Genomic DNA, 22,914 nt, shown 5'->3' with positions numbered 1-22,914 from the left:
ACCGTCCAATCATCTCTCCCGCTTGCGGAAACCGCAAGCGGGAGAGGCGCGCAGGAGCACGGGGCTGGCAGCGCTCCTACTTCAACATCTGCGCAACGTTGTCCTTGGTCACGAGATCGAGGCCGGTATAGACGATCTCGGGCACCTTCTCGCCCTTCTTGATGGCGAGCAGCGTGTCCATCGCCTTCTCGCCCATCTCGAACGGACGCTGGCCGACCAGCGCATTGGCATAGCCGTCGCGCAGCAGTTCAAGCTGCATCTTCAGCGTATCGGCGACGACCAGCGTGAACTTGCCGGCGTCGATGTCCTTCTTGTTCCTGGAGGCGAAAGCCTTGAAGCCTTCGGGGGCGAACATCGGCCAGCCGCCGATGGGAACGATGGCGGCGAGGTCGGGCGTTGCGGTGCGCATATCCGTCATCTGCTGGACCGCCAGCGCCGGATCGTCGTTGCAGAAGGTCGGTGAGCCCGCGACCTCGGTCCATTTCGAGCCCTTCAGCGCCTCGCGGACGCCGTCGACGCGCTCGGCGAGATTCTTGGCGCCCGGACCGCCCGAGACCATCGCGTATTTGCCGCCATCGGGCCGCAGCTTCAAGAGCTCCTTGCCGAGCGCGACGCCGAACTCCTTGTTGTTGGTGCCGATATAGGCGATCCGCTTGGAGCCAGGCGCATCGGCATCGAAGGTGATGACGGGGATGCCGGCCGCGGTCGCCGCCTCGATCGACTTTGTCATGGCCGCAACGTCGGCGACCGAGATGGCGAGGCCGTCGACCTTCTGGGTGACGAAGTCCTGGATGATCTGCGCCTGCGTCGCCGGCTCATGCTCCACCGGCCCCTTGTAGATGCACTCGACGTTACCGAGCTCCTTGGCACGCTTCAGGCAGCCGTCGCGCGCGAAATCGAAGAACGGATTGTTCATCGCCTTGGGCACGATCACGAAACGGTAGTTCGCGGCAAACGTCGGCGTCGCCATCATCGCGACGGCGATGCCGGCAAGAAGAAGTTTCCTCATTGTTTCCTCCACCCTTCTCTGGCGCCCATCCTCTCAGGATCGTCCGGGGAGCGGACAGGCGACATTTTCGTTGCCCTCCCGGAACGACGTCATTTCAGGTCATCCGCGAGCGGATGCGGTCGACCAGCACGGCCAGGATGATGATCACGCCGACCAGCGTCTGCTGCCAGTAGGAGCTGACCTGTGCCAGCACGAGGCCGTTGCGGATCACTTCCAGCAGCACGCAGCCGACGATGGCCCCCAACGGACCACCGATGCCGCCGGCGAGGTTGGCGCCGCCGATGACGGCCGCCGCGATCACGTTGAGCTCGTAGGACGTCGCCATGTTGGCGGGCGCCGATCCGAGCCAGCCGGAGATGATGATGCCCTGGAGCCCCGCGGCAAGCGCGCAGATCACATAGACCTCGATCTTCACCCGCACGACGGGTATGCCCGTGAGCTCGGCCGCCTTCTCGTTGCCCCCGAGCGCGAACACGTGGCGGCCGAACGAGCTGTGGTGCAGGACCACGGCCATCGCCATCGCGAGGACCACGAGGTAGATGAAGGGCACCGGCACGCCGAGCACGTCGCCCGAGGTGAGCGCGTAGAAGTAATCAGCGTCCGGCCCGCCCGGAAAACTGCCGCGGCCGTTGGAGACGACATAGCCGAGCCCACGCACGATCGAGAGCATGCCAAGCGTGGTGACGAAGGGCGACAGGCCGAGCACGGCGATACAGAAGCCGTTGACGAGGCCCGCGATCAGCGCGACGCCGAGCCCCGCGAGGATCGAGATCAGCAGGATCAGACCCGGCACGTTGGCCAGCACGGTCTTGCCGTCAGCGGCCATATGCACGAACAACGAGCCTGCGGGCGAGCCGGGCGCCGACAGCTCGGTCATGACCATCGAGGTGATCATGGCGGAGAAGCACATCATCGAGCCGACCGACAAATCGATGCCGCCGGTGATGATCACGAAGGTGACGCCGAGGGTGGCGATGGCGATGAACGAGAAATTCTTCGCCACGTTCTGCATGTTGCCTTCGGTGAAGAAATAGGGGCTGGCGAAATGCATCACCACCAGCAGCATCGCCAGCGCGAGCAGGACATAGCCGGTCTGGGAGGCGAAGATGCCGCGCTGCCACCATCTGATCCGGCCGACATTGGTGAAGCTGATCGGAGATTCCAAGGGCATGGCCATCACGCCGCCTCCTTCGCGCCGGTGATCAGTGCGGTGACTTCCTCGGGCGACGTCTGGTGGATCGGCTTGTCGGCCCGCTTCTCGCCGCGGCGCATGACGATCACGCGGTCGCACACCGCGAACACATCGGGCATGCGGTGCGAGATCAGCATGACGGCGACGCCCTGCTCCTTCAGCCGGTGGATCAGGCCGAGCACCTGCTCGACCTGGCGCACCGAGATCGCGGCAGTCGGCTCGTCCATCATGACCAGCCGCGCGTTGGAGAGGCGCGTCCGCGCGATCGCAACCGCCTGGCGCTGGCCGCCGGACATCTGCTTGACGAGATCGTCGGGCCGCGTCTCCGAGCGCAATTCGCCGAACAGCTCCAGCGCACGCGCCGCCATCGCCTTGTGGTCGAGCAATGCGAGCGGGCCGAACCTGCGCTTCAACTCGCGGCCGAGGAAGACGTTGGCAGCAGCCGTCAGATTGTCGGCGAGCGCGAGGTCCTGGTAGACGACCTCGATGCCGACGCCGCGGGCATCGACGGGCCGGTTGAAATGGACAGCGTTGCCGGCAAAGCGGATCTCGCCATGGCTGGGACGGAAATTGCCGGCGATGATCTTGACCAGCGTGGACTTGCCCGCGCCGTTGTCGCCCATCAGGCCGACGACCTCGCCGGGCTGGACCTGCAGGTCGACGCCGTGCAGCGCGCGGATTGCGCCGAACTCCTTGCCGATGCCGGTCAGCTCGAGGACCGGTGTCGCTTCAGCCTTTGTCATCAGCGGCCTTCCTCAGACGTAGCGGTTGACCAGGGATTCCAGATATTCCTGCCGCCCCGAGCGCGGCCGCGGGTCGAAGCCGGCGCTGAGCGCGCGGTCGGCAAGTTCGGAGAGCGAGCGCTGGCCGCCGAGAATGGCCCGGCCCTCGGGTTCCGCCCACCCCTCGTAGCGCTGCGCGAGCGGCGCGGTGAGGGCGCCGGCATCGAGCATGTCGGCGGCGGCGAGGAACGCGCGCGCGCAGGCATCCATCGAGCCGACATGGGCATGGATCAGATCGTCGGGGTCGATCGACTGCCGCCTGATCTTGGCGTCGAAATTGAGCCCGCCCGAGGTGAAGCCGCCGCGATTCAGGATCTCGTGGAACACCAGAGCCAGCTCCGGCACGTTCATCGCGAACTGGTCGGTGTCCCAGCCGAGCAGATCGTCGCCGCGATTGACGTCGAGCGAGCCGAAGATGCCGAGCGCCTCGGCGAGCGCGACCTCGTGATGGAAGGAGTGGCCGGCAAGAATGGCGTGGTTCTGCTCGATGTTGAGCTTGACGTCGTTCAGGAGGTCGTAGCGTTCCAGGAAGCCGTAGCAGGTGGCGACGTCGAAATCATATTGATGCTTGGTCGGCTCCTTCGGCTTCGGCTCGATCAGGATCGGGCCCTTGAAGCCGATCTTGTGCTTGTGCTCGACGACCAGCGAGACGAAGCGGCCGAGCTGGTCGAGCTCGCGCTTGAGATCGGTGTTGAGCAGCGTCTCGTAGCCCTCGCGGCCGCCCCACAGCACATAGTTCTGGCCGCCGAGCCGGTGCGTCACCTCCAGCGCGGCGCGGACCTGGCCGGCGGCATAGGTGAAGATTTCGGGGTCCGGATTGGTCGCGGCGCCCGCCATGTAGCGGCGATGCGTGAACAAATTGGCCGTGCCCCAGAGCAAGCGGACTTTTGCGGAGGCCATCTTCGCTTCGAACAGATCGGCGATCGCATTGAGATTGGCGACGGACTCGCTGAGCGAAGTGCCTTCCGGAGCCGCATCGACGTCGTGGAAAGTGAAGAAGGGCACGTCCAGCAGGCGGAACAGCTCGAAAGCGACATCGGCCTTGGCGCGTGCCTGCGCCATCGCATCGGCACCTTGATGCCAGGGGCGCAGAAAGGTCTCGCCGCCGAAGGGATCGCCGCCCGGCCAGCAGAACGAATGCCAGTAGCAGACCGCAAAGCGCAGATGATCCTCGAGCCTGCGGCCATGCACGAGCCGGTCCTTGTCGTACCAGCGGAAGGCGGGCGTGTTTCCCGCATCATTGCCGCCGAAGGCGACAGGGGCGCTTGCATCGAAGAATTTGGCTGGCGCGTTCACTTAAGGCTCTCCTTCAACGCAGGATAAAGTTCGCGCCACCGCCAATAGGCCTCGTCATAGGCCGCAGTGACGGATGCGCGGGGTGCAAAGCTCGCGAGCCGCCGCGGGCGCTTGCACACTTCCGCGGGATCTTCGCCGGTGGCGGAGAGCCGGCCGAGCCGTGCGGCGCCGAGCGCGGCCCCGACCTCGCCCTCCTCGACGCGGTGGACGGGAATGCCGAGCACGTCGGCGCAGATCTGCGCCCACAGCGGCGAGCGCGAGCCGCCGCCGACGAGATCGACCTCCGCGATTGGCCCGCCGGCCGCGCTCAGCGCCGCGAGGTTGTCGCGCGCGGCGAAGGCGACGCCTTCCAGCACGGCCTGCACGATCTGGCTGCGCCCGGTCGCACCGCGCAGGCCGACGAAGGCGCCGCTGGCGGCGGCATCGTTGTGCGGCGTGCGCTCGCCGTCGAGATAAGGCAGGAATTTTATCGAGCTCGGTCCGTCGACACGCTCGCCGAGCGGCGCCAGGAGCGCGGCGGCCGGCGTCTCCATCACGCCTGCGAGCCAGGCCAGCGATGCGGCGGCCGACAGCATCACGCCCATCTGATGCCAGAGGCCGGGCAGCGCATGGCAGAACGCATGCACGGCCGACGCCGGTGCCGGAGCAAACCGGTCGGTGACGCGGAACACCACGCCGGATGTGCCGAGCGACAGGAATGCGTCGCCCGGCGCGATCGCGCCGAGCCCGATGGCGCTCGCGGCATTGTCGCCGGCACCGCCGGCGATCACGACGTCATTGGCCATGCCCCAGCGCCGTGCGAATTCCGGCGCGAGCACTGCGCTGACCTCGCTGCCCTCGACGAGGCGGGGCATGTGGTGGAGATCGAGCCCGACAGCATGCAGCAGCAGCGCCGACCAGCGGCGCAGACCGACATCGAGCCACAGCGTGCCCGCGGCGTCGGACATGTCCTCGACCATCTCGCCGGTGAGGCGATAACGCACATAGGCCTTCGGCAGCAGCACCTTTGCCACGCGCTCGAAGATCTGCGGCTCGTGCCGCGCGACCCAGAGCAGCTTTGGCGCGGTGAAGCCGGGCATCGCCAGATTGCCGGCGATCGTGTGCAGCGACGGGCAGCGCCGCTCGAGCGCGACGCATTCAGCGTGCGAGCGGCCGTCATTCCAGAGAATAGCGGGGCGCAGGGGCCGTCCATCCTCGTCCAGCAGCGTCGCGCCATGCATCTGGCCGGACAGTCCGATGCCGCGCACCTGAGCGACCTCGCGCGGATGGCGGGCGGCGAGATCGTCGACGGCGCCAACCGCCGCATCGACCCAGGCGTCGGGATCCTGCTCGGACCACAGCGGCGCGGTATGCGACAGCGCAAGCTCGCGCGCGGCCGTCGCGACGATCGCGCCGGTTTCGCTCACGAGCACCGCTTTCACACCGGATGTGCCGATGTCGATACCGAGATACACGCCGTCCTCCCTTTCGCCTGTTGCGGTGCGCGATCTCAGAGTCGCCCTTTCCGCAACCGGCCGCTTTTGAATATCCACCCGCCCCTAGGGCAAATTGTCCCGCATCACGATGTCGATCCTGATCTTCTCCTGTTCGCGCAAGATCGGCTCGCCGCGCGCAAGCGCGAGCAGCACGCGTACCGCGGCGCGCGCTTCATGCCCGGGGTTCTGCGAGATCGCGGCATCCATCACGCCCTGCAACAGCAGCCGGCGCGTCAGTGCGGTAACGTCGTGTCCGACGAACACTACCTGCTTGCCGCGGCCGGCATCGCTCAACGCTTTGGCGACGCCTTGCGTGCCGGCGCCGACGTTATAAAGGCCAACAATGTCGGCATGCCTGCCGAGCAGCTGCGCCAGAACCTGTTCCGAACGGCCGTCTTCGTCGCGGCCTTCCAGCACCGGCAGCACGCTGAGATCGGGGAATTCCGACGCCATCACCTGGCTGAAGCCGAAGATGCGTTCGGAATGGTCGCGCAGGCCCTGCGAGCCCGCGACGATCGCGACCTTGCCGGACCGTTGGCCGACCAGCCGACCGACCAGCGCGCCGGCGGCGCGCCCCGCCGCAATGTTGTCGATGCCGACATAATGGTGGCGTCGCGAGGACGGCACGTCCGAGACCAGCGTCACGACCCGCGTCCCGGCGTCGACGAGATCGTTGATCGCGGCGCGGACCCCGGGATGGTCCAGCGCCACCACGGCAACGCCGTCGTAATCGCCGGACAGCGCCTCGAGCGAGGCCGCGAGCACGGACGGGTCGAACACATCCGTGGCGACGACCTCGACGCCGAGACGGCGGGCTGAGAGCCAGGCCGACATCTCGCCGAGATAGGCCTCGATCTGCTGCATGAAGGGGTTCGGCCCCGCCGGCATCACGAAGGCGAAGCGGCGGGCACGGCTGCGGGCGAGCTCGGCGGCGGCGACGTGCGGCTGGAAGGCGTTGCGCTCGATCGCCGCCCTGACGCGCCGGACCGTATCGGGCCGCACGCCCGGGCGGTTGTGCAGGACGCGGTCGACCGTCGCGAGGCTGACGCCCGCCTCGCGGGCGATGTCCTTCAGCGTCAGCGCGGTCGCGGTGAGAGTTTCGGCCATGGCTGAAGGTTATCGAGGTGTTTTGAGGTACGCAACTCATTTTGATGCGCACGGCGATGTTTTCAGGCCCAGGTTGCGCCGCGCCGCCTCAGCCGCCCGTCAGGTCGCGCGTCAGGAACAGGCTGTTGGGATCCTCGACATAGCCCTCGAACGGGCCGCAGAGCACAAAACCGTGCGCCTGGTAGAGCGCATGCGCGGGCTTGAAATAATCCCAGGAGCCGGTCTCGAGGCTGAGCCGCTCCAAGCCACGCGCGCGGGCCTCAGCGATGATGTGGCGGAGCATCTGGCCGCCGAAGCCGCGCCGCCGCGTGGTTTGCAGCGTGTGCATCGACTTCACCTCGCCATGGTCGGCCGAGAGCATCTTCAGCGCGCCGGTGGCGACCAGCGTCTCGCCGTCCCAGCCGGTCCAGAACGCGACGTCGCTCGCGCGGAGCCCCGCGAGATCGAGCGCATGGGCGCTGCCCGGCGCGGTCTGCGCCCGCGCAGCCGTGACGTGATGATCGAGCAGCGCAATGACGCGCGGATCAAAGGTGTCGCCGGTGCGGACCTCCATCGTCACGGCCTCACCCCACTTGAAAGCCGCTTCTGCATGAGGACCATGTCGAGCCAGCGGCCGAACTTGCAGCCGACCTCAGGCATACGGCCAACCTCAGCAAAGCCGAAAGACGCGTGCAGCCCGGTCGAGGCGGAATTCGAGGCCTCGATCGCGGCGACCATCGTGTGCTTGTTGAGCGTAGTAGCGCGCTCGATCAGCGCGGCCATCAGGCTGCGGCCGACGCCGAGCCGATGATGCTGCTCGCCGACATAGACCGAATTCTCCACGGTGTGGCGATAGCCGGGAAACGGGCGGAAATCGCCGAATGACGCGAAGCCGACGAGGTCCCTGCCCTTCATCGCGACCAGCACGGGATAGCCGGCTGCTTGCCGAGCGCGCATCCACTCGCGCCGCGAATCCAGATCGGCCGGTCCGTCGGTCCACACCGCCGTGGTGTTGATCGCGGCGTAATTGTAGATGGCCAAAATATCTTCGGCATCCTCCAGCGTGGCGTCCCGCACGATCAGCGACATCACATTTTCCCGTACGATGTGCCGCGCCGCGTGATGATCACGTAGCGCGCATCCTGTTTGGTTTCGTTCTCGAAGGTCACCGCCCGCATCACGTCGAAATCGAGACAATCGCCATCGCGCAGCCGCACGGTCTTGGCATCGATGTGCACGCAGACCGCCCCCACCAGCATCAGCAGCTGCTGGGTGAACGCGTTGCGGCCCCAGGGGCTGTAGGAGACACGCGCGCCCGCCGGCAGATCGACGACGATGATCTCGATGCCGCTTGCCGCATCCGGCGGCGAGGCGTGCCGCCGACGGTAACCGCTGTCGGGATCGCGCCAAAGCGGCTGGTCGGCAAGCCGCATCAGCCGCTCCGGCGGCTTCTCCGCAAGCGCGACGACGTCGCTGAGGGTGACATCGAGCGCCGCGCAGAGCTTGTTGAGCAGCGCAGCGGTGGCGCTGCTCTGCGCCCGCTCCACCCTCCCGATCATGGCCCGGCTGACACCGGAGCGCGTCGCGAGTTCGTTCAACGTCATGCCCGCCTGCGTCCTCAACGTCTTCAAGCGACGACCGATCGCGCGGTCGAGTTTCTGCTGGTCCATGGTTGTCATCCAAGCATTGCCCGACACGAGGACCGCACCCATCAGGGCGAGAGAAGCTTAAGACGGGCGAGCCGCGCGTGCCGGGAACGAGGAGCTAATATATTAGAATTTTTGCGTGGCGAGTTCTCTGGCGTCTTGCCACAGCCCGCCTGGACATGGCGGGTTCGACGGGACTTTCCGTGGAAATTCGCTAGACGAGGAAATCCGGCGCCGCGCCATGGGCTTGCGGGATCAAGGACCCAGGCGCGAGGTGAAGCGTCATCGCATGATGATCCGCGTCTGTCAGTGTCAAAATACCGGTCTGAGCGTCAAATGCTGCGTTCACCTTGGCGTCGAAGCCATCCAGCACCAACGTTGTGCCTGGCGTATAGTTTGAGATGACACCGGATGTTTGTTTGGCATCGGGTCCGAAGACAAATGAGTCCGTACCCGTCAGAACGACATTGCTGCCTAGATTACCAGTGACCACCAATGTCCCGTTGTTGACGTTGACAGCTCCAGTCCCGCTCAAATTATCGACCTTGAGCATGCCACTATCCAGGACAGTGCCGTTGTTGACGAGGTTGCCCGAGACATCCAGCTCACTGCCGGTGTGCACATTGACGATGGCGCCATTGGTCAAGCCATTCCTGAAGGCGATCGTGCCGCCCTGATCGGCAGTGATCGTTCCAAATGTGTTGAAAACGCCGTCGTCGAAATTGAGCGAGGCGTGAATGGCTTCGATCAGGCCGTTGCTGGTGACGGAATTGCCGGTGTTCACCGCAAGCGGCTGGGACCCGTTCGCCTCGAGCGTGCCGGAGACACCGATAGCCAAGGTGAGGCCGTGATCTCCGTTTCCGATCGTGCCGGCGCCGTCGATCGTGCCGCCTTCAAGCTTAAGCGTGTGATGCCCACCGCTGTTCAGGATCGAGGAGCCCGGATCGAGCTTGATCTCGCCATTGCCGATAACCGTGGCGTCGCCGGTCAGGACGGCTTTCGCGGCATTGAAGAGCTCGATTGTGCCGCCGTTGTTCAGCGTGCCGCTGACATTCAGAGCGCTTCCGGCGCTGTCGTCAAACACGGCGCCAGCCTTGAGCGTCACATTGTTGAAGGCGTTGGTGCTGACTGCAACGGATTCGATAAGTCCGCCTGACGTCGCGTCCAGCGACGTCCCGTCCAGATGCACATTGTCGAAGGTGATGGTGCCACCATGGGCGACGATCGCGCCGAGCGAACCGCCGATGATCGTATCGTTCACGAGTGCGAGCATCGCCTGGGTCTCGGTTAGTGAGCCGAGATCATTGATCGTGCTGTTGCTGATGACACCGGCGCTGCCGGTCTCGTGCAAATTGCCGGTCACGCTGACATTGATCGTGGCCCGGTCAATCGACGTGAAGCCGGTCGAGCCGGTGACAGTCAGAACGTCGCCGCCGCTGGTGTCATTCACGTCAGTGACCGTGATCGCGACGTTCTTTGTCGTCATCTCTGTCCCGTCGCTGACCTCGACGGTGATGTCATAGACGTTGTCGTGGTTCGCGTCTTGCGGCGCCTCGAAGTCGGGCGCAGATTTGAACGTCACATCGCCTATGATCGACACGTCGAACAGCGCCGCATCGGCACCGGAGAGCGAATAGAGCAGCGTCGGGCTGTCAACGTCGGTCGCCGCGGTGTGGTAGGCGAGACCAGTGCCATTCTCCGCGAAGCTTGCCGTGGTGGCCGAGTGGATCACGGGGGCATCATCGATTCCCGTCAGCGTCACGATGATGCTCTGCGTCGCCGAACCGCCGTGGCCGTCGTCGAGGGTCAAGGTGAAGGTGTCGGCATGGGTCTGCCCAGCCCGGAGCGTAACGATGTTGGCGTGAGAAACATCATAGCTCCATGTCACCTCGCCATGGGCATCGTCGACGGTAGCCGTGAGTGTGCCGAGATTGCCGCTTTGCGATGCCACCGAGGCCGTGTGAGTGTCGGTGGTGTCGGCGTCGGTAAAGAACACCGCCCCCGATGTCGAAACATGGGCGGCGCCATTGTCCGTCAGCTTCACATCAATGACGGACGGCATACCAATTTCCTTCACGAAGATATCGGAAGTGCCGTTGGTATCGCCCGGCACCAGATTGCTGGCCGAGGACTCGAATACCAACTTGGTGCCATCAGCCGAGAAGCCGGGAAGCTGGCTGTAGCCGTTTGCCTGCATCCCGCTCGCGCTGGTCGAGATAACAGTGACGGCGCCGGTGATCAGGTCCTTCACATAGATCTCATAGCCATTGACACCCGGCACGAGATTGTCGGCTGCGGAATAGAACGCAATCTTGGTGCCATCAGGCGAGAACACGGGTTTTTGGGCTTCGCCGTCGTTCTGCGGGGCTCCGCCGGCATTGGCCGATACCAACGTGACCACGCCTGTGGTCAGATCCTTAATGACGATGTTGCCGATTCCGATATTGAAACTACCCGGCACGAGATTGTCGGCAAAAGTATAGAACGCCACCTTGGTGCCATCGGGCGAGAACACCGGGTCGTAGCTGCCGCCATTCCCGTGAACGCCGCCGCTGGCGCTGACCGACACCAGTGTGGTGGTCCCGGTGGAAAGATCCTTGATGTAGATGTCATTGCCGGCGCCAAACCCCCTGGCGGACCCGAACACGATTTTGGTGCCATCGGGCGAGAACGAGGGGGCATAGGTATAGCCATTCTGATCCCCACCGTTGGTGCCGGCTCCCCCGTTGTAGGGGCTGGGGCCCACGAGCGTTATCGCGCCTGTGGTCAGGTCTTTCACGAAGATGTCGCGCAAATGGTCGGTATCATCAGGCACGAGATTGTCGGCATCGGAATAGAACGCAACCTTGGTGCCGTCGGGCGAGAATATCGGATTGGAGCTCTGGAAGCCGTCCGCTTGTGCCCTGCTGGCACTGGTCGACACGCGCGTGACGGCACCGGTGGTCAGGTCCTTCACGAAGACGTCCCAAGCTTGATTGGTATCGCCCGGCACCAGATTGTCGGAAGCAGATGAGAACGCCAGCTTGGTACCATCGGGCGAAAAAACCGGCTGGTAGCTCCAGCTATCCCCCTGCACCCCGCTGGCATTGGTTGACACGAGCGTAATCGCGCCGGTCGTCAGGTCCTTCACGAAGATGTCGGGTGCACCGTTGGTATCGCCGGGCACCAGATTGTCGGCATAGGATTCGAATGCCACTTTCGTGCCGTCGGCCGACAACACAGGCTGGTAACTCTGGTCATCCGCCTGCGCCCCGGTTGCGCTGGTCGAGACGCGCGTGACGGAAGGAGTGAAAACAGGTGCTGAATTCGTCATCAATGCCTCCGTTTGCCCGGCAACAGGCCGGGTCCGAATGTTTTGCGCGACAATCAGAAACAGAAACGCGGCACCAATGAGTCCCTGCTGTCCAAGGCAAGTTTAGTGGCTCTGGATGACGCGCGCTTGATGTCGCGCGCTTGATGTCGCTCGATGCGTCATCGCGACAAAGCTCGCGAATGATGGTGCATGGCTTGCAGCAAGGTCCGAACCACAACGCGCATGCTCGGACAATCGGCATTCATGAGTCTTGCTTCGTCTCCGACCAACAATTGAGCAAAGTTTGGTCGCTGTGGTAGCTCTGAAGGCTGCCTCGTCCTTGGCGCCAAGGTCATCGATCGAATCGTCGAAGGGCGTTCGATCCGCCCGGAAGACGTTCGGGCCTTGCGAATTCATCGAGGGTCATTACACCGGCTGGTCGCCGGGTGCGAAAATGATCGAGCGCCGCCGTGATCTTGAACCTCGGAAAGCGCGCGCAGTCCCGATGAGCAGCCGGGCAGGATCAGACAGAACGTCGTTGGCTGTCTCGCTGCACGACCGCAATCAAACCGCCGCATCGGCGCGAGATCGTTCGTTCAAGAAAATTTCTTGAATGTGCTCTCCAAATTCATTGCCTTGTCTCGGCAATCGGGAGCCCTGTGCGTGCATTATGGGGACTTCAGCCGCTGCAAATCAGCGGGCATGAAGCTTATTGGAGCGGGCGAAGGGAATCGAACCCTCGTATGCAGCTTGGGAAGCTGCCGTTCTACCATTGAACTACGCCCGCGAATGCGCGTCTCACGCCAACCCTGATTAGCCGAGACGGCGCCGCTCGCCAAGCGCTTTGGCGCGGCTGGCCGGACGGTTGTTAACGTCCTGGCAAGATTCCAGGTGCGCCGGATTGTGGCGGTGTTATGATCACGTGTCTGGGGAGAGACGTGCACTGAGTGGGGCGTGTGCATGGTGGGGCGTGGCTACGCGATATTCAACACGGCCATAGGGCGCTGCGGCATCGTCTGGAGCAGCACCGGCGTGGTCGCCGTGCAATTGCCGGAGGCGCGGGAGATCGACACCCGCCGCCGGATTTTCGCGGTCCATCCCGAGGCGCGCGAGCAGCAGCCTCCGCTGACTGCCGAGCTTGCGATCGAGGGCATCGTGGGCCTGCTGCAGGGCGGCGACCCTGACTTTTCCGAGGTCAGCCTGGACGCCGGCGGCGTCCCCGGCTTCCACCGGCGCGTTTATGAAGCCGCCTGTGCCATTCCGCGCGGGGAGACGCGCACCTATCACGAGATCGCCAAGGCGCTGGGCGCCTCCGGCGCCGCGCATTCGGTGGCGCAGGCGATCGCCAAAAATCCCTACATGCTGATCGTGCCCTGCCACCGGGTGCTGGAGGCCGGCAATTACGCCGACCGGCTCTCGCCTTACGGCGGGGTGATCTCCAAGCGGCGGCTGCTGGCGCTCGAGGGCGCCCATCCGGTCGCGAGCAAGACGCTGTTCGAGGTGTTGCTGCCCGTTGCCCCACCGAGGCCCAGCTAAGGCGCGATCGCGATCGCACCTTAGCTTTGTTTTTTGGGCATGATCTTGTCGGACAACCGCTACACACTTGTCCGATCATGCCTAGATAGGTGGCATGGACGCGACCACGCTGCTGACCACGCAATCGATCACGGTCTCCGAGTTTCGCTGCGATGCGGGACCGGACGACAAGCCGTTCGCGGAGTGCCGCACCGGCCATTCCATTGCCTATGTCCGCTCCGGCAGCTTCGGCTGCCGGTGTCGCGCCGGCTTCTTCGAGCTGGTGGCGGGCTCGATGCTGGTCGGGGCTCCCCGCGAGGAATACACCTGCACGCATGAGCATGTCAGCGGCGATGTCTGCCTGGGCTTCTTCTTCAGCGAAGACCTGGTCGATGCCCTCGGAGGGCGGCGCGAGATCTGGCACGTCGGCGCGACACCGCCGCTGCCCGAGCTGATGGTGCTGGGCGAGCTCGCCCAGACGGCGGCAGATGGCAACAGCGACCTCGGTCTCGACGAGGTCGGTCAAATTCTGGCCGGCCGCTTCATCGATGTCGTCTCGGGCAAGGCGCGCAAGCCGGCCACGCCCACCGCACGCGACCGCCGCCGCGCAGTCGAAGTCGCGCTGTGGATCGACGCCAACTCGCATGCCGAGGTCGATCTCGAACAGGCGGCGCGGCAGGCGGACCTCAGCCCGTTCCATTTCCTGCGGCTGTTCTCGGCCGTGCTCGGCGTCACCCCGCATCAATATCTGGTGCGCTCGCGGCTACGCCATGCGGCGCGGCTGCTGACAGATGATGACATCGCGGTCACCGACGTCGCCTATGACGTCGGCTTCGGCGATCTCTCCAATTTCGTCCGCACCTTCCATCGCGCTGCCGGAGTGTCACCGACGAAGTTCCGGCAGGCGTCGAAGGGCGAGCGCAAGATTCTCCAAGAGCGCGCGACCCTCAACTGAATAGGGTCGTCTCCGGCGCGCGCCAGTTGCGGCGCGCTTTGCAATGGAGACGATCATGTACGACCACATCGGACTGCGTGTTGCCGACCTCGACGCCGCCACGCGCTTCTACACCGCGATACTGGCCCCGCTCGGCTACGCCCTGTGCTCCAGCGGCGACGGCTATGCGGGATTCGGGCCGAAGGGCGAGCCGGCGCTCTGGCTGCACCTGAACAAGGGACGCAAGGCCGACGGCGCGCATATCGCGTTTCGCGCCAAGGACCATGATGCGGTCAAGGCATTCCACAGCGAGGGCCTGAACAGCGGCGGCCGCGACAATGGCGGCGCCGGCCCGCGCAAGGACTATAGCCCGACCTACTACGCGGCGTTCCTGATTGATCCCGATGGCAACAACATCGAGGCGGTTTGCACGTAGAGCCGCCGCGCACGAGCACTCGTAGGGTGGGCAAAGCGTAGCGTGCCCACCCTCCCGTGCAACAGTGCCGATGAATGGTGGGCACGGCGCGCAAAGAGCGCGCCTTTGCCCACCCTACGAACCTCTCAATCAAGGACACCTTCATGGCCTCCATCCACAACGACATCTCCCTTCCCGTTCCCGCCCGCGACGTCTGGGACGCCGTACGCGATTTCGGCGCGCTGCCGCAGCGGCTGGCGCCGGGCTTCGTCACCGCCTGCACGCTCGACGGCGATGCACGCATCGTCACCTTCGCCAATGGATCAGTGGCGCGCGAGGTGCTGGTCGATTGCGACGACGCGCGGCAGCGGCTGGTCTACGCCATCAACAACGAGCGGCTGAGGCATTACAGCGCCTCGGTGCAGGTGATCGCCGAGGGCGAGGCGAGCTGCCGCCTTGTCTGGATCATCGACATGCTGCCGAATGAGCTTGCGGCTTACGTCCAGGGGCAGACCAGGGACGCCGTCGCCGCGATACACCGGGCGTTCCCGGCCGTGGCTGCGTGATCTTTCTCACAGAGCCCTGCCCTCGCCGGCCCTAACCATGGCCGCGTGCGTCCGGTTGGCTCCGCTCTCCCGGCGGAGCCACGCACGCGAGGAGCAGGCCATGAGAGGTGCGGACAAGGTGATCTGCCAGGCAGCCGCCGTGCTGCTGCTGTTTTCGATCTCAAGCGCGCCGGCAAAGGCGCAGTTCCTCGGCGGCGGAGGCGCCGGCGGCGAGGACATGATGACCCAGATGGCGCCGATGCTGGAGATGATGAAGGCGAAGATGGGCAAGCGCCGCTTCGCCATGCTGATGCAGACCATGGGTCCGATGATGAGCCGCATGATGGAGAACGGCGGCGGCGGGCTCGGCGGCATGATGGGGGGCGGCGGCCTGGGTGGCCTCGGCGGCGGCAATCTCGGCGGCGGCTTTGGCGCGCCGAACTACGGCGGCTACACGCCGATGGGCGGTGGCGGCTATATGCCGACCGGAATGGGCGGCATGGGCGGCGGCGATATCATGGGCATGCTCGGCGGCTCCGGCGGCGGCGACATGATGGCGATGATCCCGCAACTGATGCGGCTCGCCAATGCCGGCGGTGGCGGCCATCGCCGCCACAGGCACCGCTAGTCGGCAATACCCGAGAGAGCAGGCCTGATCGCAGCCTTGCTCTCACGCGGCCCCCAGCGTGTCAGCACCACGCTGGAGCACGAGAGCAGGCCGAGCACGACCATCGAGCTGGCGGCCAGCCAGAAGAAGCTCTGCGCGGTGGCGTCATGTGTCGACAGCCACCAGCCGATCGCCGCGATGTAGATCAGGCGCGCGGTCTGCGCCAGCACCGGCCCGATCACCTTGGCTGCGCCCTGCGACGAGAAATACATCGTCGAGGCGAGCCCGATGAAGGCGTAGAACGGCGCCACCGTCGACAGATATTGATGGCTGGTCGCGCGCACGGTGGCGCTGTCGGTGAAGATGTTGACCCAGAGATCCGGGAAGGTCGCGACCAGGCACGCCGGCGCGCCGACGGCAATGAATGCGCTCGCGCCGGCGATCCAGGCAATGCGCCGCGCGCGGGCGATGCGGCCGGCGCCGACCGCCATGCCGATCATCGGCACCGAGGCGATGCCGAACGAGAACGCGATCGAGGTCAGCAGGAATTCGAGCCGCGCGCCGATGCCGTAACCGGCAAGAATCGCAGTGCCGAACTTCGCCAGCATGTGCGTGAAGATCGAGATCGTCAGCACCGATTGCAGCGGCGAGAAGCAGGCAATGGCGCCGACCTTCAGGATATCGAAGAACATCGCCCATTGGATGCGCAGGCCGCGCAGTCTTGGCACGACACGGGCGCGGCCGGAGAACAGGTACCAGCCCATCACGCAGATGTTCATCGAATAGGCGATCAGCGCGCCGGCGGCGACGCCGCGCATGCCGAGCTGCGGCACCGGGCCGAGCCCGAGGCCAAGCGTGCCGCCGAGCACGACCTGCCAGGCCGCCGAATTGAGAATCAGGAACGACGGCAGCTTCATGTTGCCGGTGCCGCGCAACACGCCGGCCATGGTGTTGAGCAGCCAGGGCAGCACGGCCCCGCCGAAAAACACCTGCGTGTAGGCGACCGCATGCGTCAGCACATCCCCGCGGCCGCCGAGCATTTCCAGAACGCGCGGCCCGAAGATCAGCATGCCCAGCATGAAGACGAGGCCGAAGGTGATGCCGATCAGCAGCGCATGCGCGGCGAGCGTGCTGGCGCGCTCGCGATCGCCTGCGCCGAGCGCCCGCGCGATGGCCGACGCCACGGCGCCGCCCATGGCGCCGCCGGACATCGTCATGGTCAGGATCACTGTCGGAAACACCAGCGCCATTGCTGCCAGCGCCTCGACGCCGAGCCGGCCGATATAGGAGGTCTCCGCGATCACCACACAGGTGCCGGCCGACAGCGCGACCACGTTCGGCCAGGCGAGACCGAGCAGCGTGCGCAGAATCGGCCCGTCCATCAGCGCGCTTCGCACCGGGCGCGGAGGCAGCGGCAGCGGCCGCTCTTGTTCATCGACCGGAATTTCGGCGATGTCGGACATGTCCTCTCCCGGGCACAGGCCATTTGCGGCGCGGCAATGCGTAGGTGTGCCAATAAATTTCTTCGCGCGGAAGGCGCGATGAAAGGCTTAGCACGGCAATTACCGATTCCTCCTGCGCCGTATGCAGGCGTGCCCTGCGGCAGCGCATTTCAAGTGGTGGAATTACTCAATGGTCCAGACCAGCGGCGGCCGACCGCCCGCTGTCGGGCGCAGGTGCACGCCGATGTGCCGCCCGCATCCGGCAGCGAGCCCCTCGAACAACCCTTCCAGCACCTTGGCGCAGCCGCGATGATAGTCGGCGACGTCATCCATCAGCTTCCAGCTCCGCTGGCGAAATTCAAACGTGCCTTCCGATCCTGTCGTCTCGGCAGAGTCATCCTGCGCGGCAAACAGCGCATTCAGGAACGCTGCGAACTCGCGCGCGCCACCGCGGCCCATAGACAGCGCCGCCGCGACCTCGTCAAAATACTGCATCCCGATCAGCTTGCCGGTGAGGTGCAGGAGATAGCCGGCGTCTTCCGGGCCGAACAATTGCACCATGACGGGCGCGGCGGTGCGCACATATTCCATCGCGTAGTTGCGGTAGGCTTTTTCCAGCCGCGGCTTCGGCCAGCTCGCGACGGGCAAGGCAGGCGCGGTCTTGGCGTCGAACAACGGCGCTTCCAGATGGCGCGCGAACACCAGGCGCTGATCCAGCTCGAGCGGGTGGTCGTACTGATGATAATAGCCTTCGAGCCCGTCCTGACCGTCGACGCTCTGCTTGGTGCAGACGAAGCCGAGCCTGAGATCGCCGAGCGCGACGCCATTGTTGGCGTGCCAGCCGCGCAGCATCGCGCGGCTCACCTCGCCCGGCACGCCGCAGATCGCGGTGCCCTTCCAGATCCAGCGCGGCGGCGGATAGCGGATCCAGGCTTTGCGGTCGCTCTCATACATGTACTCGACATGCACGCCGCCGATCCAGTTGGAGAGATAGTGATATTGCGCGGCGGCCACCGCCGGCGGCAGATGACTGAGACCGAGCTTTTCGAGCCCCGGCAGGAAGCGCTCCTGCTGCTGGCGGCGAAACACGCGGAACACGAATTCGGCAGCATCCGCCGTGCCGCGCCGCGTGACGACGGTGAGGATGAGGCCGGTGAAGTAGGCGTGATAGAGGTCGGCGACCGCGCGCCAGCGCTTCCATTGCGCTTCCTGTGCTGCGTCTGTTGCGGCGGTCATGTTCGCTCCCGATCGTTGTTTTGATCGAGTGTGTCACTGCGACAGGTGCGAGACAACCTGACGCTCAGGCAGAGTGCCCTGCACGCTGGCCCGTCAATTCCGCATCACGATTTTTGCGCAAGCCTGGCCGCGCGCTCGCGCTCGACGCGTTCGGTGACGTCGCGCGCCATCGCGACCGATCCGACCACGGCACCGCCGGCATCGCGCACCAGCGCGAAGGTCATCTCGATGTAGAGCTTGCGTCCGCTCTTGTGCAGCGCGCGGGTCAGCGTCGGCCTGCCCGCGAGCTTCATCGCGCCGGTGGCAAGCGCAGCTTCGAAGCCCTTCCAGTGCGCGGCGCGCAGATGTTCGGGAATGATCAGATCGAGGTTCTGGCCGAGCACCTCGTCCGCCGAGAAGCCGAACAGCGTGGTTGATGCCCGATTCCAGCGTGTGATCGTGCCCGCTCGATCGGAATAGATCAGCGCGTCCGCGACGTCATCGACGATCCTTGCGTCGAGTTCGGATGGATGGCTCATCGGGAGGCCTCGCACGTAGCCGGAACTTGGTTCGTATCCTGCCACACATTCGGTGTCATCGCCCGACTTGCCGCCTTCGCTAAGGCTTCGGCGGCCGAGTGAGTTGTTGGCCCGGCGAAGCCCTTGGCGGAGACGGGATCGGGCGATCCAGTATTCCAGAGGCATCTGTTGTAGAGCCGATAGGTTGCGGCGTACTGGATGCCCCGGTCAAGCCGGGGCATCACGGCGGAGAGTGAGGCCAGCACTACACCCGAAAATGCTTCGATAGTTTGAGCCCCTGCGCCTGGTAGTTCGAGCCGATGCGCTGGCCGTACATCGCGTCGGGGCGCGCCAGCATCTTCTCGTAGACGAGACGGCCGACGATCTGGCCGTGCTCGAGGATGAACGGCACCTCGCGCGAGCGTACTTCGAGCACGGCGCGCGCGCCCTGCCCCCCGGCGCCGGCATAGCCGAAGCCGGGATCGAAGAAGCCGGCATAGTGCACGCGGAACTCGCCGACCAGGGGATCGAACGGCACCATCTCCGCGGCGTAATCGGGCGGCACCTGCACGGCTTCCTTGGAAGCGAGGATGTAGAACTCGCCGGGATCGAGGATCAGGCTGCCGTCGGGACGCGCCGAGATCGGCTCCCAGAAATCCTCCACCGCGTAGCCGGAGCGGCGGTCAACGTCGACGACGCCGGTGTGGCGCTTGGCGCGATAGCCGACGAAGCCGTTGGCCTTCTCGCCGGAGAGGTCGACGGAAACGGCGACGCCGCCGGTGAGATCGGCATCGTCGAGATCGACGAGACGCTCGGTCGCGTGCAGCGCCTCGAGATCGTCGATGTTGAGGATGGCATCGCCGGTGCGGAAGCGCACCTGGCTCAGGCGCGAGCCCTCGCTGACCAGCACCGGAAACGTCTTCGGGCTGATCTCGGCGTAGAGCGGGCCGTGATAGCCGGCGCCGATCATGTCGAAGCGGCGGGTGCCGTCGGCAATGACGCGAGTGAAGACATCGAGCCGGCCGGTCGAGCTTTTCGGGTTGGCGGCCGCGACGATCTCCGGCGGCAGCGCCAGGCTTTCCAGGAGCGGCACGATGTAGACGCAGTTGGTCTCCAGCACCGCGCCATCGGTGAGGCTGAACTCGTGCAACTTCAACTCGTCGATGCGCTCGGCGACGGTCGCGCCGGGACCGGGCAGGAAGCTGGCGCGAACGCGATAGGCGATATCGCCGAGGCGGAGGTCGAGGCTCGCCGGCTGGATCTGGCTCTCGACGAAATCGTAGGCAGGCAGGATCAGCCCCGCTTCCGCCATCGCCGCGATCATGCGGTCGGGCAGGATACCATTGGCGTCGGCGGCGACCGTGAACGTCAAACTTGGGTCCTCGTCAGGGGGCAAATGTATCCGGACATGCGGAAAATACAGCTTTTTACGGCTATCCGATGGACGCCTTGACGAAAAGGGCATTGCGGAATATGAGCATGACTTATCCCGTGGTGATTTGAGCCGGCCGGCTTGCAGCCACGTTAAATAAGTCGCTAAACAGGCCGGGGACCTCTGTGATCCCGGCCCGTGGAGATATCCAGGCCGGTTTTTTTGTGACCGTTTTCGACGAGACGGTCATGTCGGAGGTACCTATGTCGAAGTCGACCGCCAACTACCGTCCCGAAACCCGTCTGGTCCATTCCGGCACCCTGCGCTCGCAATATGGCGAGACGTCGGAGGCGCTGTTCCTGACCCAGGGCTACGTCTACAACAGCGCCGAGGAGTGCGAGGCGCGGTTCAAGGGCGAGGACCCCGGCTTCATCTATTCGCGCTACTCCAACCCGACCATCGCGATGTTCGAGCGCCGCATGATCGAGCTCGAAGGCGCCGAAGCCGCCCGCTCGGCGGCGACCGGCATGGCCGCGGTGACGACCGCGATCCTGGCGCCGCTCAAGGCCGGCGATCACGTGGTCGCTTCCCGCGCCCTGTTCGGCTCGTGCCTCTACGTCATTCAGGACCTCTTGCCGCGCTACGGCATCGAGACCACGCTGGTCGACGGCCTCGATCTCGACCAATGGCAGCGCGCCTTGAGGCCGAACACCAAGACGTTCTTCCTGGAGAGCCCGACCAATCCGACGCTCGACGTGCTCGACATTCCAGGGATCGCCGAGATCGCGCACAGCGGCGGCGCGCGGCTCGTCGTCGACAACGTGTTCGCGACGCCGATCTGGCAGAGCCCGCTCGCGCTAGGGGCCGACGTCGTGGTCTATTCCGCGACCAAGCACATCGACGGCCAGGGCCGTTGTCTCGGCGGCATCATCCTGTCGTCGGAAGCGTTCATCGCCGAGCACATCCACAATTTCATGCGCCAGACCGGCCCGTCGATCTCGCCGTTCAACGCGTGGGTCCTGCTCAAGGGCCTGGAAACGCTCGGTGTGCGCGTGCGCGCGCAGACCGAGACGGCGGGACGCATCGCCGACGTGCTGGCGAGCCATCCGAAGATTTCACGGCTGGTCTATCCCGGCCGCGCCGATCATCCGCAGGCAGCTCTCGTGAAGAAGCAGATGCGCGGCGGCTCGACGCTGGTCGGCTTCGAGGTCAAGGGCGGCAAGCAGGGCGCGTTCCGCGTGCTCAACGAGCTCAAGCTTGCAAAAATCTCGAACAATCTCGGCGATGCCAAGAGCCTCGTCACGCATCCGGCGACCACGACGCATCAGCGCCTCAAGCCGGAAGACCGCGCCGCGCTCGGCATCAGCGAGGGCTTCATCCGCTTCTCGGCGGGGCTCGAGCATGCGGATGATCTGATCGAGGATCTGACCGCAGCGCTGGAGAAGGCGTGAGGGCTCCACGAGCTCGGAATCGTAGGGTAGGCAAAGCGGAGCGTGCCTACCATTCACGATCATATCGCCGATAGATGGTGGGCACGGCGCGCGAATGGCGCGCCTTTGCCCACCCTACGGAAGCTCACATCGGCCGATACGTCCGCACGTCCGCGGGCACGTTGACGCCGAGCTTGATCTGGCCGACGGAGCGGATGATGTCGTCGCCGAGGAGCTGGGCGAAGCAGGCATAACCCCAATCGTTCATATGCAGGCCGTCGGCGATCACGAAACTCTCGACCGGGATCGATTGATTTTCGTGCCAGTCGCGCATCACCTCGAAACGCGGGAAGATGCCGACGTGACGAAGCTCGGCGACTTTGCCGAGCAGGTGCACTATCTTGCCGGCGCTCTCCTTGCGCTGGTTGACGGCCGGCGAATATTGCGGATCGACCAGCACGATGTCGGCACCGCCGGCGGCCTGGATGCGGGAGATGCCGTCCTCGACCATCTTGGCGGTGTCACCGGGATCGAGATTGCGCAGCACCGCATTGGTGCCGACCTGCCAGATCACGAGATCCGGATGCACGTCGATCACCTCCTTCTGGAGGCGCTTCATCATCTCGGGCGCGTCCTCGCCGCCGACGCCGGCGTTGATGACGGTGATGTCGGCGGTCGGATATTGCCGGCGGAGCTGCGCGGCGAGACGGTTCGGATAATTGAAATCGGGCGAGCTCGCGCCATAGCCGGCCGTCGACGACGAGCCGAACGCGACGATCACGACGGGTTTGCCGGCGGCGAGCTTGCCCGCGACATGCGGCAGCGAGCCCATGGTCTTCGAGCCACCCTTCGGCGTGAGGCAGGGCACGCGGCTGAAAATGTCGCCGGCGGATTTCGCGACCTGCTTCACCTTGTCGATGGCGCGCGCGGTCACGCCGCGCTGCTCGTGGGACGTCGCGGCGACGGTGGTCTGGGAGGGCGACGTGGAAGCCGGACTAGCGGCCTGCTGCGGCGCGGGCGTTGCCTGCGTCGCCTGCGCCTGCACCGGTGCCAGCGACACCGGCGTCAGCAACAGCAGAGCCGCCGCGGGGGCAGCCAGCCATGCCGTCAGGCAAAAAGGGCGGAGAGAACTCATTAACGCTA

The 22,914-nt window shown here is 65.2% G+C and carries 21 protein-coding genes, 1 tRNA gene and 1 riboswitch; of the genes, 6 read left to right on the top strand and 16 right to left on the bottom strand.

Translation table 11 applies throughout. The annotated features are described in order from the left end of the window. Positions 1-76: 76 nt before the first annotated feature. The 11 genes from BJ6T_RS05620 to BJ6T_RS05570 form a co-directional block, all read right to left on the bottom strand. On the bottom strand, positions 77-1,009 hold the full coding sequence (locus BJ6T_RS05620) for a sugar-binding protein (RefSeq protein WP_014491328.1): 933 nt from the start codon (positions 1,007-1,009) through the stop codon (positions 77-79). A gap of 94 nt (positions 1,010-1,103) precedes the next feature. Next, positions 1,104-2,186, bottom strand: coding sequence for an ABC transporter permease (locus tag BJ6T_RS05615; RefSeq protein ID WP_014491327.1), 1,083 nt, complete (start codon positions 2,184-2,186; stop codon positions 1,104-1,106). Beyond that, on the bottom strand, positions 2,186-2,944 hold the full coding sequence (locus BJ6T_RS05610) for an ATP-binding cassette domain-containing protein (protein ID WP_014491326.1): 759 nt from the start codon (positions 2,942-2,944) through the stop codon (positions 2,186-2,188). The genes BJ6T_RS05615 and BJ6T_RS05610 overlap by 1 nt, the downstream gene beginning before the upstream one ends. 12 nt (positions 2,945-2,956) lie before the next feature. Further along, complete coding sequence (gene xylA / locus BJ6T_RS05605) at positions 2,957-4,279, bottom strand: xylose isomerase (RefSeq protein WP_014491325.1); 1,323 nt, start codon at positions 4,277-4,279, stop codon at positions 2,957-2,959. Next, positions 4,276-5,733, bottom strand: a complete 1,458-nt coding sequence (gene xylB, locus BJ6T_RS05600) for a xylulokinase (protein ID WP_014491324.1) — start codon at positions 5,731-5,733, stop codon at positions 4,276-4,278. The genes xylA and xylB overlap by 4 nt, the downstream gene beginning before the upstream one ends. A gap of 84 nt (positions 5,734-5,817) precedes the next feature. Then, on the bottom strand, positions 5,818-6,861 hold the full coding sequence (locus BJ6T_RS05595) for a LacI family DNA-binding transcriptional regulator (protein ID WP_014491323.1): 1,044 nt from the start codon (positions 6,859-6,861) through the stop codon (positions 5,818-5,820). Positions 6,862-6,949: 88 nt separating this feature from the next. Continuing rightward, complete coding sequence (locus BJ6T_RS05590; protein WP_014491322.1) at positions 6,950-7,414, bottom strand: GNAT family N-acetyltransferase; 465 nt, start codon at positions 7,412-7,414, stop codon at positions 6,950-6,952. 2 nt (positions 7,415-7,416) lie between these two features. Then, positions 7,417-7,929 (bottom strand): GNAT family N-acetyltransferase, encoded by a 513-nt coding sequence (locus BJ6T_RS05585; protein WP_014491321.1) that lies wholly within the window; start codon positions 7,927-7,929, stop codon positions 7,417-7,419. Further along, the gene (locus BJ6T_RS05580; RefSeq protein ID WP_028169973.1) at positions 7,929-8,510 is read right to left on the bottom strand and encodes a helix-turn-helix domain-containing protein; all 582 of its coding nucleotides are present in this window, start codon (positions 8,508-8,510) and stop codon (positions 7,929-7,931) included. Before BJ6T_RS05580 ends, BJ6T_RS05585 begins: the two co-directional genes overlap by 1 nt. A gap of 190 nt (positions 8,511-8,700) precedes the next feature. Continuing rightward, complete coding sequence (locus BJ6T_RS05575; RefSeq protein WP_014491319.1) at positions 8,701-11,799, bottom strand: VCBS domain-containing protein; 3,099 nt, start codon at positions 11,797-11,799, stop codon at positions 8,701-8,703. Between the two features lie 692 nt (positions 11,800-12,491). Further along, a tRNA-Gly gene (locus BJ6T_RS05570) sits at positions 12,492-12,565 on the bottom strand. 173 nt (positions 12,566-12,738) lie between these two features. Here BJ6T_RS05570 and BJ6T_RS05565 point away from each other — a divergent pair. The 5 genes from BJ6T_RS05565 to BJ6T_RS05545 all read left to right on the top strand — a co-directional run bounded on the left by BJ6T_RS05565 (position 12,739) and on the right by BJ6T_RS05545 (position 15,815). Beyond that, entirely contained in the window at positions 12,739-13,314 is a 576-nt protein-coding gene (locus BJ6T_RS05565; protein ID WP_028169972.1) for a methylated-DNA--[protein]-cysteine S-methyltransferase, read from the top strand. A 94-nt stretch (positions 13,315-13,408) separates the two neighbouring features. Further along, the gene (locus BJ6T_RS05560) at positions 13,409-14,248 is read left to right on the top strand and encodes a helix-turn-helix transcriptional regulator (RefSeq protein WP_014491317.1); all 840 of its coding nucleotides are present in this window, start codon (positions 13,409-13,411) and stop codon (positions 14,246-14,248) included. Positions 14,249-14,303: 55 nt separating this feature from the next. Further along, complete coding sequence (locus BJ6T_RS05555; RefSeq protein ID WP_014491316.1) at positions 14,304-14,663, top strand: VOC family protein; 360 nt, start codon at positions 14,304-14,306, stop codon at positions 14,661-14,663. Positions 14,664-14,806: 143 nt separating this feature from the next. Continuing rightward, positions 14,807-15,208, top strand: coding sequence for an SRPBCC family protein (locus BJ6T_RS05550; RefSeq protein ID WP_028169971.1), 402 nt, complete (start codon positions 14,807-14,809; stop codon positions 15,206-15,208). A gap of 100 nt (positions 15,209-15,308) precedes the next feature. Then, positions 15,309-15,815 (top strand): hypothetical protein, encoded by a 507-nt coding sequence (locus BJ6T_RS05545; protein WP_014491314.1) that lies wholly within the window; start codon positions 15,309-15,311, stop codon positions 15,813-15,815. Here the strand turns inward: BJ6T_RS05545 and BJ6T_RS05540 are convergent. From BJ6T_RS05540 to BJ6T_RS05525, 4 genes are all read right to left on the bottom strand, one after another. Next, positions 15,812-17,257 carry an MATE family efflux transporter gene (locus tag BJ6T_RS05540; RefSeq protein WP_014491313.1) on the bottom strand — a complete coding sequence of 482 codons (1,446 nt, stop codon included), beginning with the start codon at positions 17,255-17,257 and terminating at the stop codon, positions 15,812-15,814. The genes BJ6T_RS05545 and BJ6T_RS05540 overlap by 4 nt on opposite strands. 162 nt (positions 17,258-17,419) lie before the next feature. Further along, the gene (locus tag BJ6T_RS05535) at positions 17,420-18,472 is read right to left on the bottom strand and encodes a hypothetical protein (protein ID WP_014491312.1); all 1,053 of its coding nucleotides are present in this window, start codon (positions 18,470-18,472) and stop codon (positions 17,420-17,422) included. A 104-nt stretch (positions 18,473-18,576) separates the two neighbouring features. Then, complete coding sequence (locus tag BJ6T_RS05530; RefSeq protein WP_014491311.1) at positions 18,577-18,990, bottom strand: PAS domain-containing protein; 414 nt, start codon at positions 18,988-18,990, stop codon at positions 18,577-18,579. Between the two features lie 244 nt (positions 18,991-19,234). Continuing rightward, positions 19,235-20,341, bottom strand: coding sequence for a 2'-deoxycytidine 5'-triphosphate deaminase (locus tag BJ6T_RS05525; RefSeq protein ID WP_014491310.1), 1,107 nt, complete (start codon positions 20,339-20,341; stop codon positions 19,235-19,237). 109 nt (positions 20,342-20,450) lie between these two features. After that, a riboswitch (SAM riboswitch) is annotated at positions 20,451-20,530 on the top strand. A gap of 74 nt (positions 20,531-20,604) precedes the next feature. Here BJ6T_RS05525 and BJ6T_RS05520 point away from each other — a divergent pair. After that, positions 20,605-21,792, top strand: a complete 1,188-nt coding sequence (locus BJ6T_RS05520) for an O-succinylhomoserine sulfhydrylase (protein ID WP_014491309.1) — start codon at positions 20,605-20,607, stop codon at positions 21,790-21,792. A 124-nt stretch (positions 21,793-21,916) separates the two neighbouring features. Here the strand turns inward: BJ6T_RS05520 and BJ6T_RS05515 are convergent, their stop codons facing one another. Beyond that, positions 21,917-22,906, bottom strand: a complete 990-nt coding sequence (locus BJ6T_RS05515) for an SGNH/GDSL hydrolase family protein (RefSeq protein ID WP_014491308.1) — start codon at positions 22,904-22,906, stop codon at positions 21,917-21,919. Positions 22,907-22,914: the final 8 nt, after the last annotated feature.

This window comes from Bradyrhizobium japonicum USDA 6 (assembly GCF_000284375.1).
In the GTDB taxonomy this organism is placed as follows: domain Bacteria; phylum Pseudomonadota; class Alphaproteobacteria; order Rhizobiales; family Xanthobacteraceae; genus Bradyrhizobium; species Bradyrhizobium japonicum.
The sequence above is the reverse complement of the archived record's forward strand: the minus strand, read 5'-3'. Positions and strand labels throughout refer to the sequence as shown.

What these genes read in the sequence shown, in the direction of transcription:
- BJ6T_RS05515 (WP_014491308.1), bottom strand. Translation starts at nt 22,906, where the DNA reads ATGAGTTCTCTCCGCCCTTTTTGCCTGACGGCATGGCTGGCTGCCCCC.
- BJ6T_RS05585 (WP_014491321.1), bottom strand. Translation starts at nt 7,929, where the DNA reads ATGTCGCTGATCGTGCGGGACGCCACGCTGGAGGATGCCGAAGATATT.
- BJ6T_RS05530 (WP_014491311.1), bottom strand. Translation starts at nt 18,990, where the DNA reads ATGAGCCATCCATCCGAACTCGACGCAAGGATCGTCGATGACGTCGCG.
- BJ6T_RS05590 (WP_014491322.1), bottom strand. Translation starts at nt 7,414, where the DNA reads ATGGAGGTCCGCACCGGCGACACCTTTGATCCGCGCGTCATTGCGCTG.
- BJ6T_RS05620 (WP_014491328.1), bottom strand. Translation starts at nt 1,009, where the DNA reads ATGAGGAAACTTCTTCTTGCCGGCATCGCCGTCGCGATGATGGCGACG.
- BJ6T_RS05520 (WP_014491309.1), top strand. Translation starts at nt 20,605, where the DNA reads ATGTCGAAGTCGACCGCCAACTACCGTCCCGAAACCCGTCTGGTCCAT.
- BJ6T_RS05545 (WP_014491314.1), top strand. Translation starts at nt 15,309, where the DNA reads ATGAGAGGTGCGGACAAGGTGATCTGCCAGGCAGCCGCCGTGCTGCTG.
- BJ6T_RS05595 (WP_014491323.1), bottom strand. Translation starts at nt 6,861, where the DNA reads ATGGCCGAAACTCTCACCGCGACCGCGCTGACGCTGAAGGACATCGCC.
- BJ6T_RS05555 (WP_014491316.1), top strand. Translation starts at nt 14,304, where the DNA reads ATGTACGACCACATCGGACTGCGTGTTGCCGACCTCGACGCCGCCACG.
- BJ6T_RS05580 (WP_028169973.1), bottom strand. Translation starts at nt 8,510, where the DNA reads ATGGACCAGCAGAAACTCGACCGCGCGATCGGTCGTCGCTTGAAGACG.
- BJ6T_RS05565 (WP_028169972.1), top strand. Translation starts at nt 12,739, where the DNA reads ATGGTGGGGCGTGGCTACGCGATATTCAACACGGCCATAGGGCGCTGC.
- BJ6T_RS05615 (WP_014491327.1), bottom strand. Translation starts at nt 2,186, where the DNA reads ATGGCCATGCCCTTGGAATCTCCGATCAGCTTCACCAATGTCGGCCGG.
- BJ6T_RS05575 (WP_014491319.1), bottom strand. Translation starts at nt 11,799, where the DNA reads ATGACGAATTCAGCACCTGTTTTCACTCCTTCCGTCACGCGCGTCTCG.
- BJ6T_RS05540 (WP_014491313.1), bottom strand. Translation starts at nt 17,257, where the DNA reads ATGTCCGACATCGCCGAAATTCCGGTCGATGAACAAGAGCGGCCGCTG.
- BJ6T_RS05535 (WP_014491312.1), bottom strand. Translation starts at nt 18,472, where the DNA reads ATGACCGCCGCAACAGACGCAGCACAGGAAGCGCAATGGAAGCGCTGG.
- BJ6T_RS05610 (WP_014491326.1), bottom strand. Translation starts at nt 2,944, where the DNA reads ATGACAAAGGCTGAAGCGACACCGGTCCTCGAGCTGACCGGCATCGGC.
- BJ6T_RS05560 (WP_014491317.1), top strand. Translation starts at nt 13,409, where the DNA reads ATGGACGCGACCACGCTGCTGACCACGCAATCGATCACGGTCTCCGAG.
- BJ6T_RS05550 (WP_028169971.1), top strand. Translation starts at nt 14,807, where the DNA reads ATGGCCTCCATCCACAACGACATCTCCCTTCCCGTTCCCGCCCGCGAC.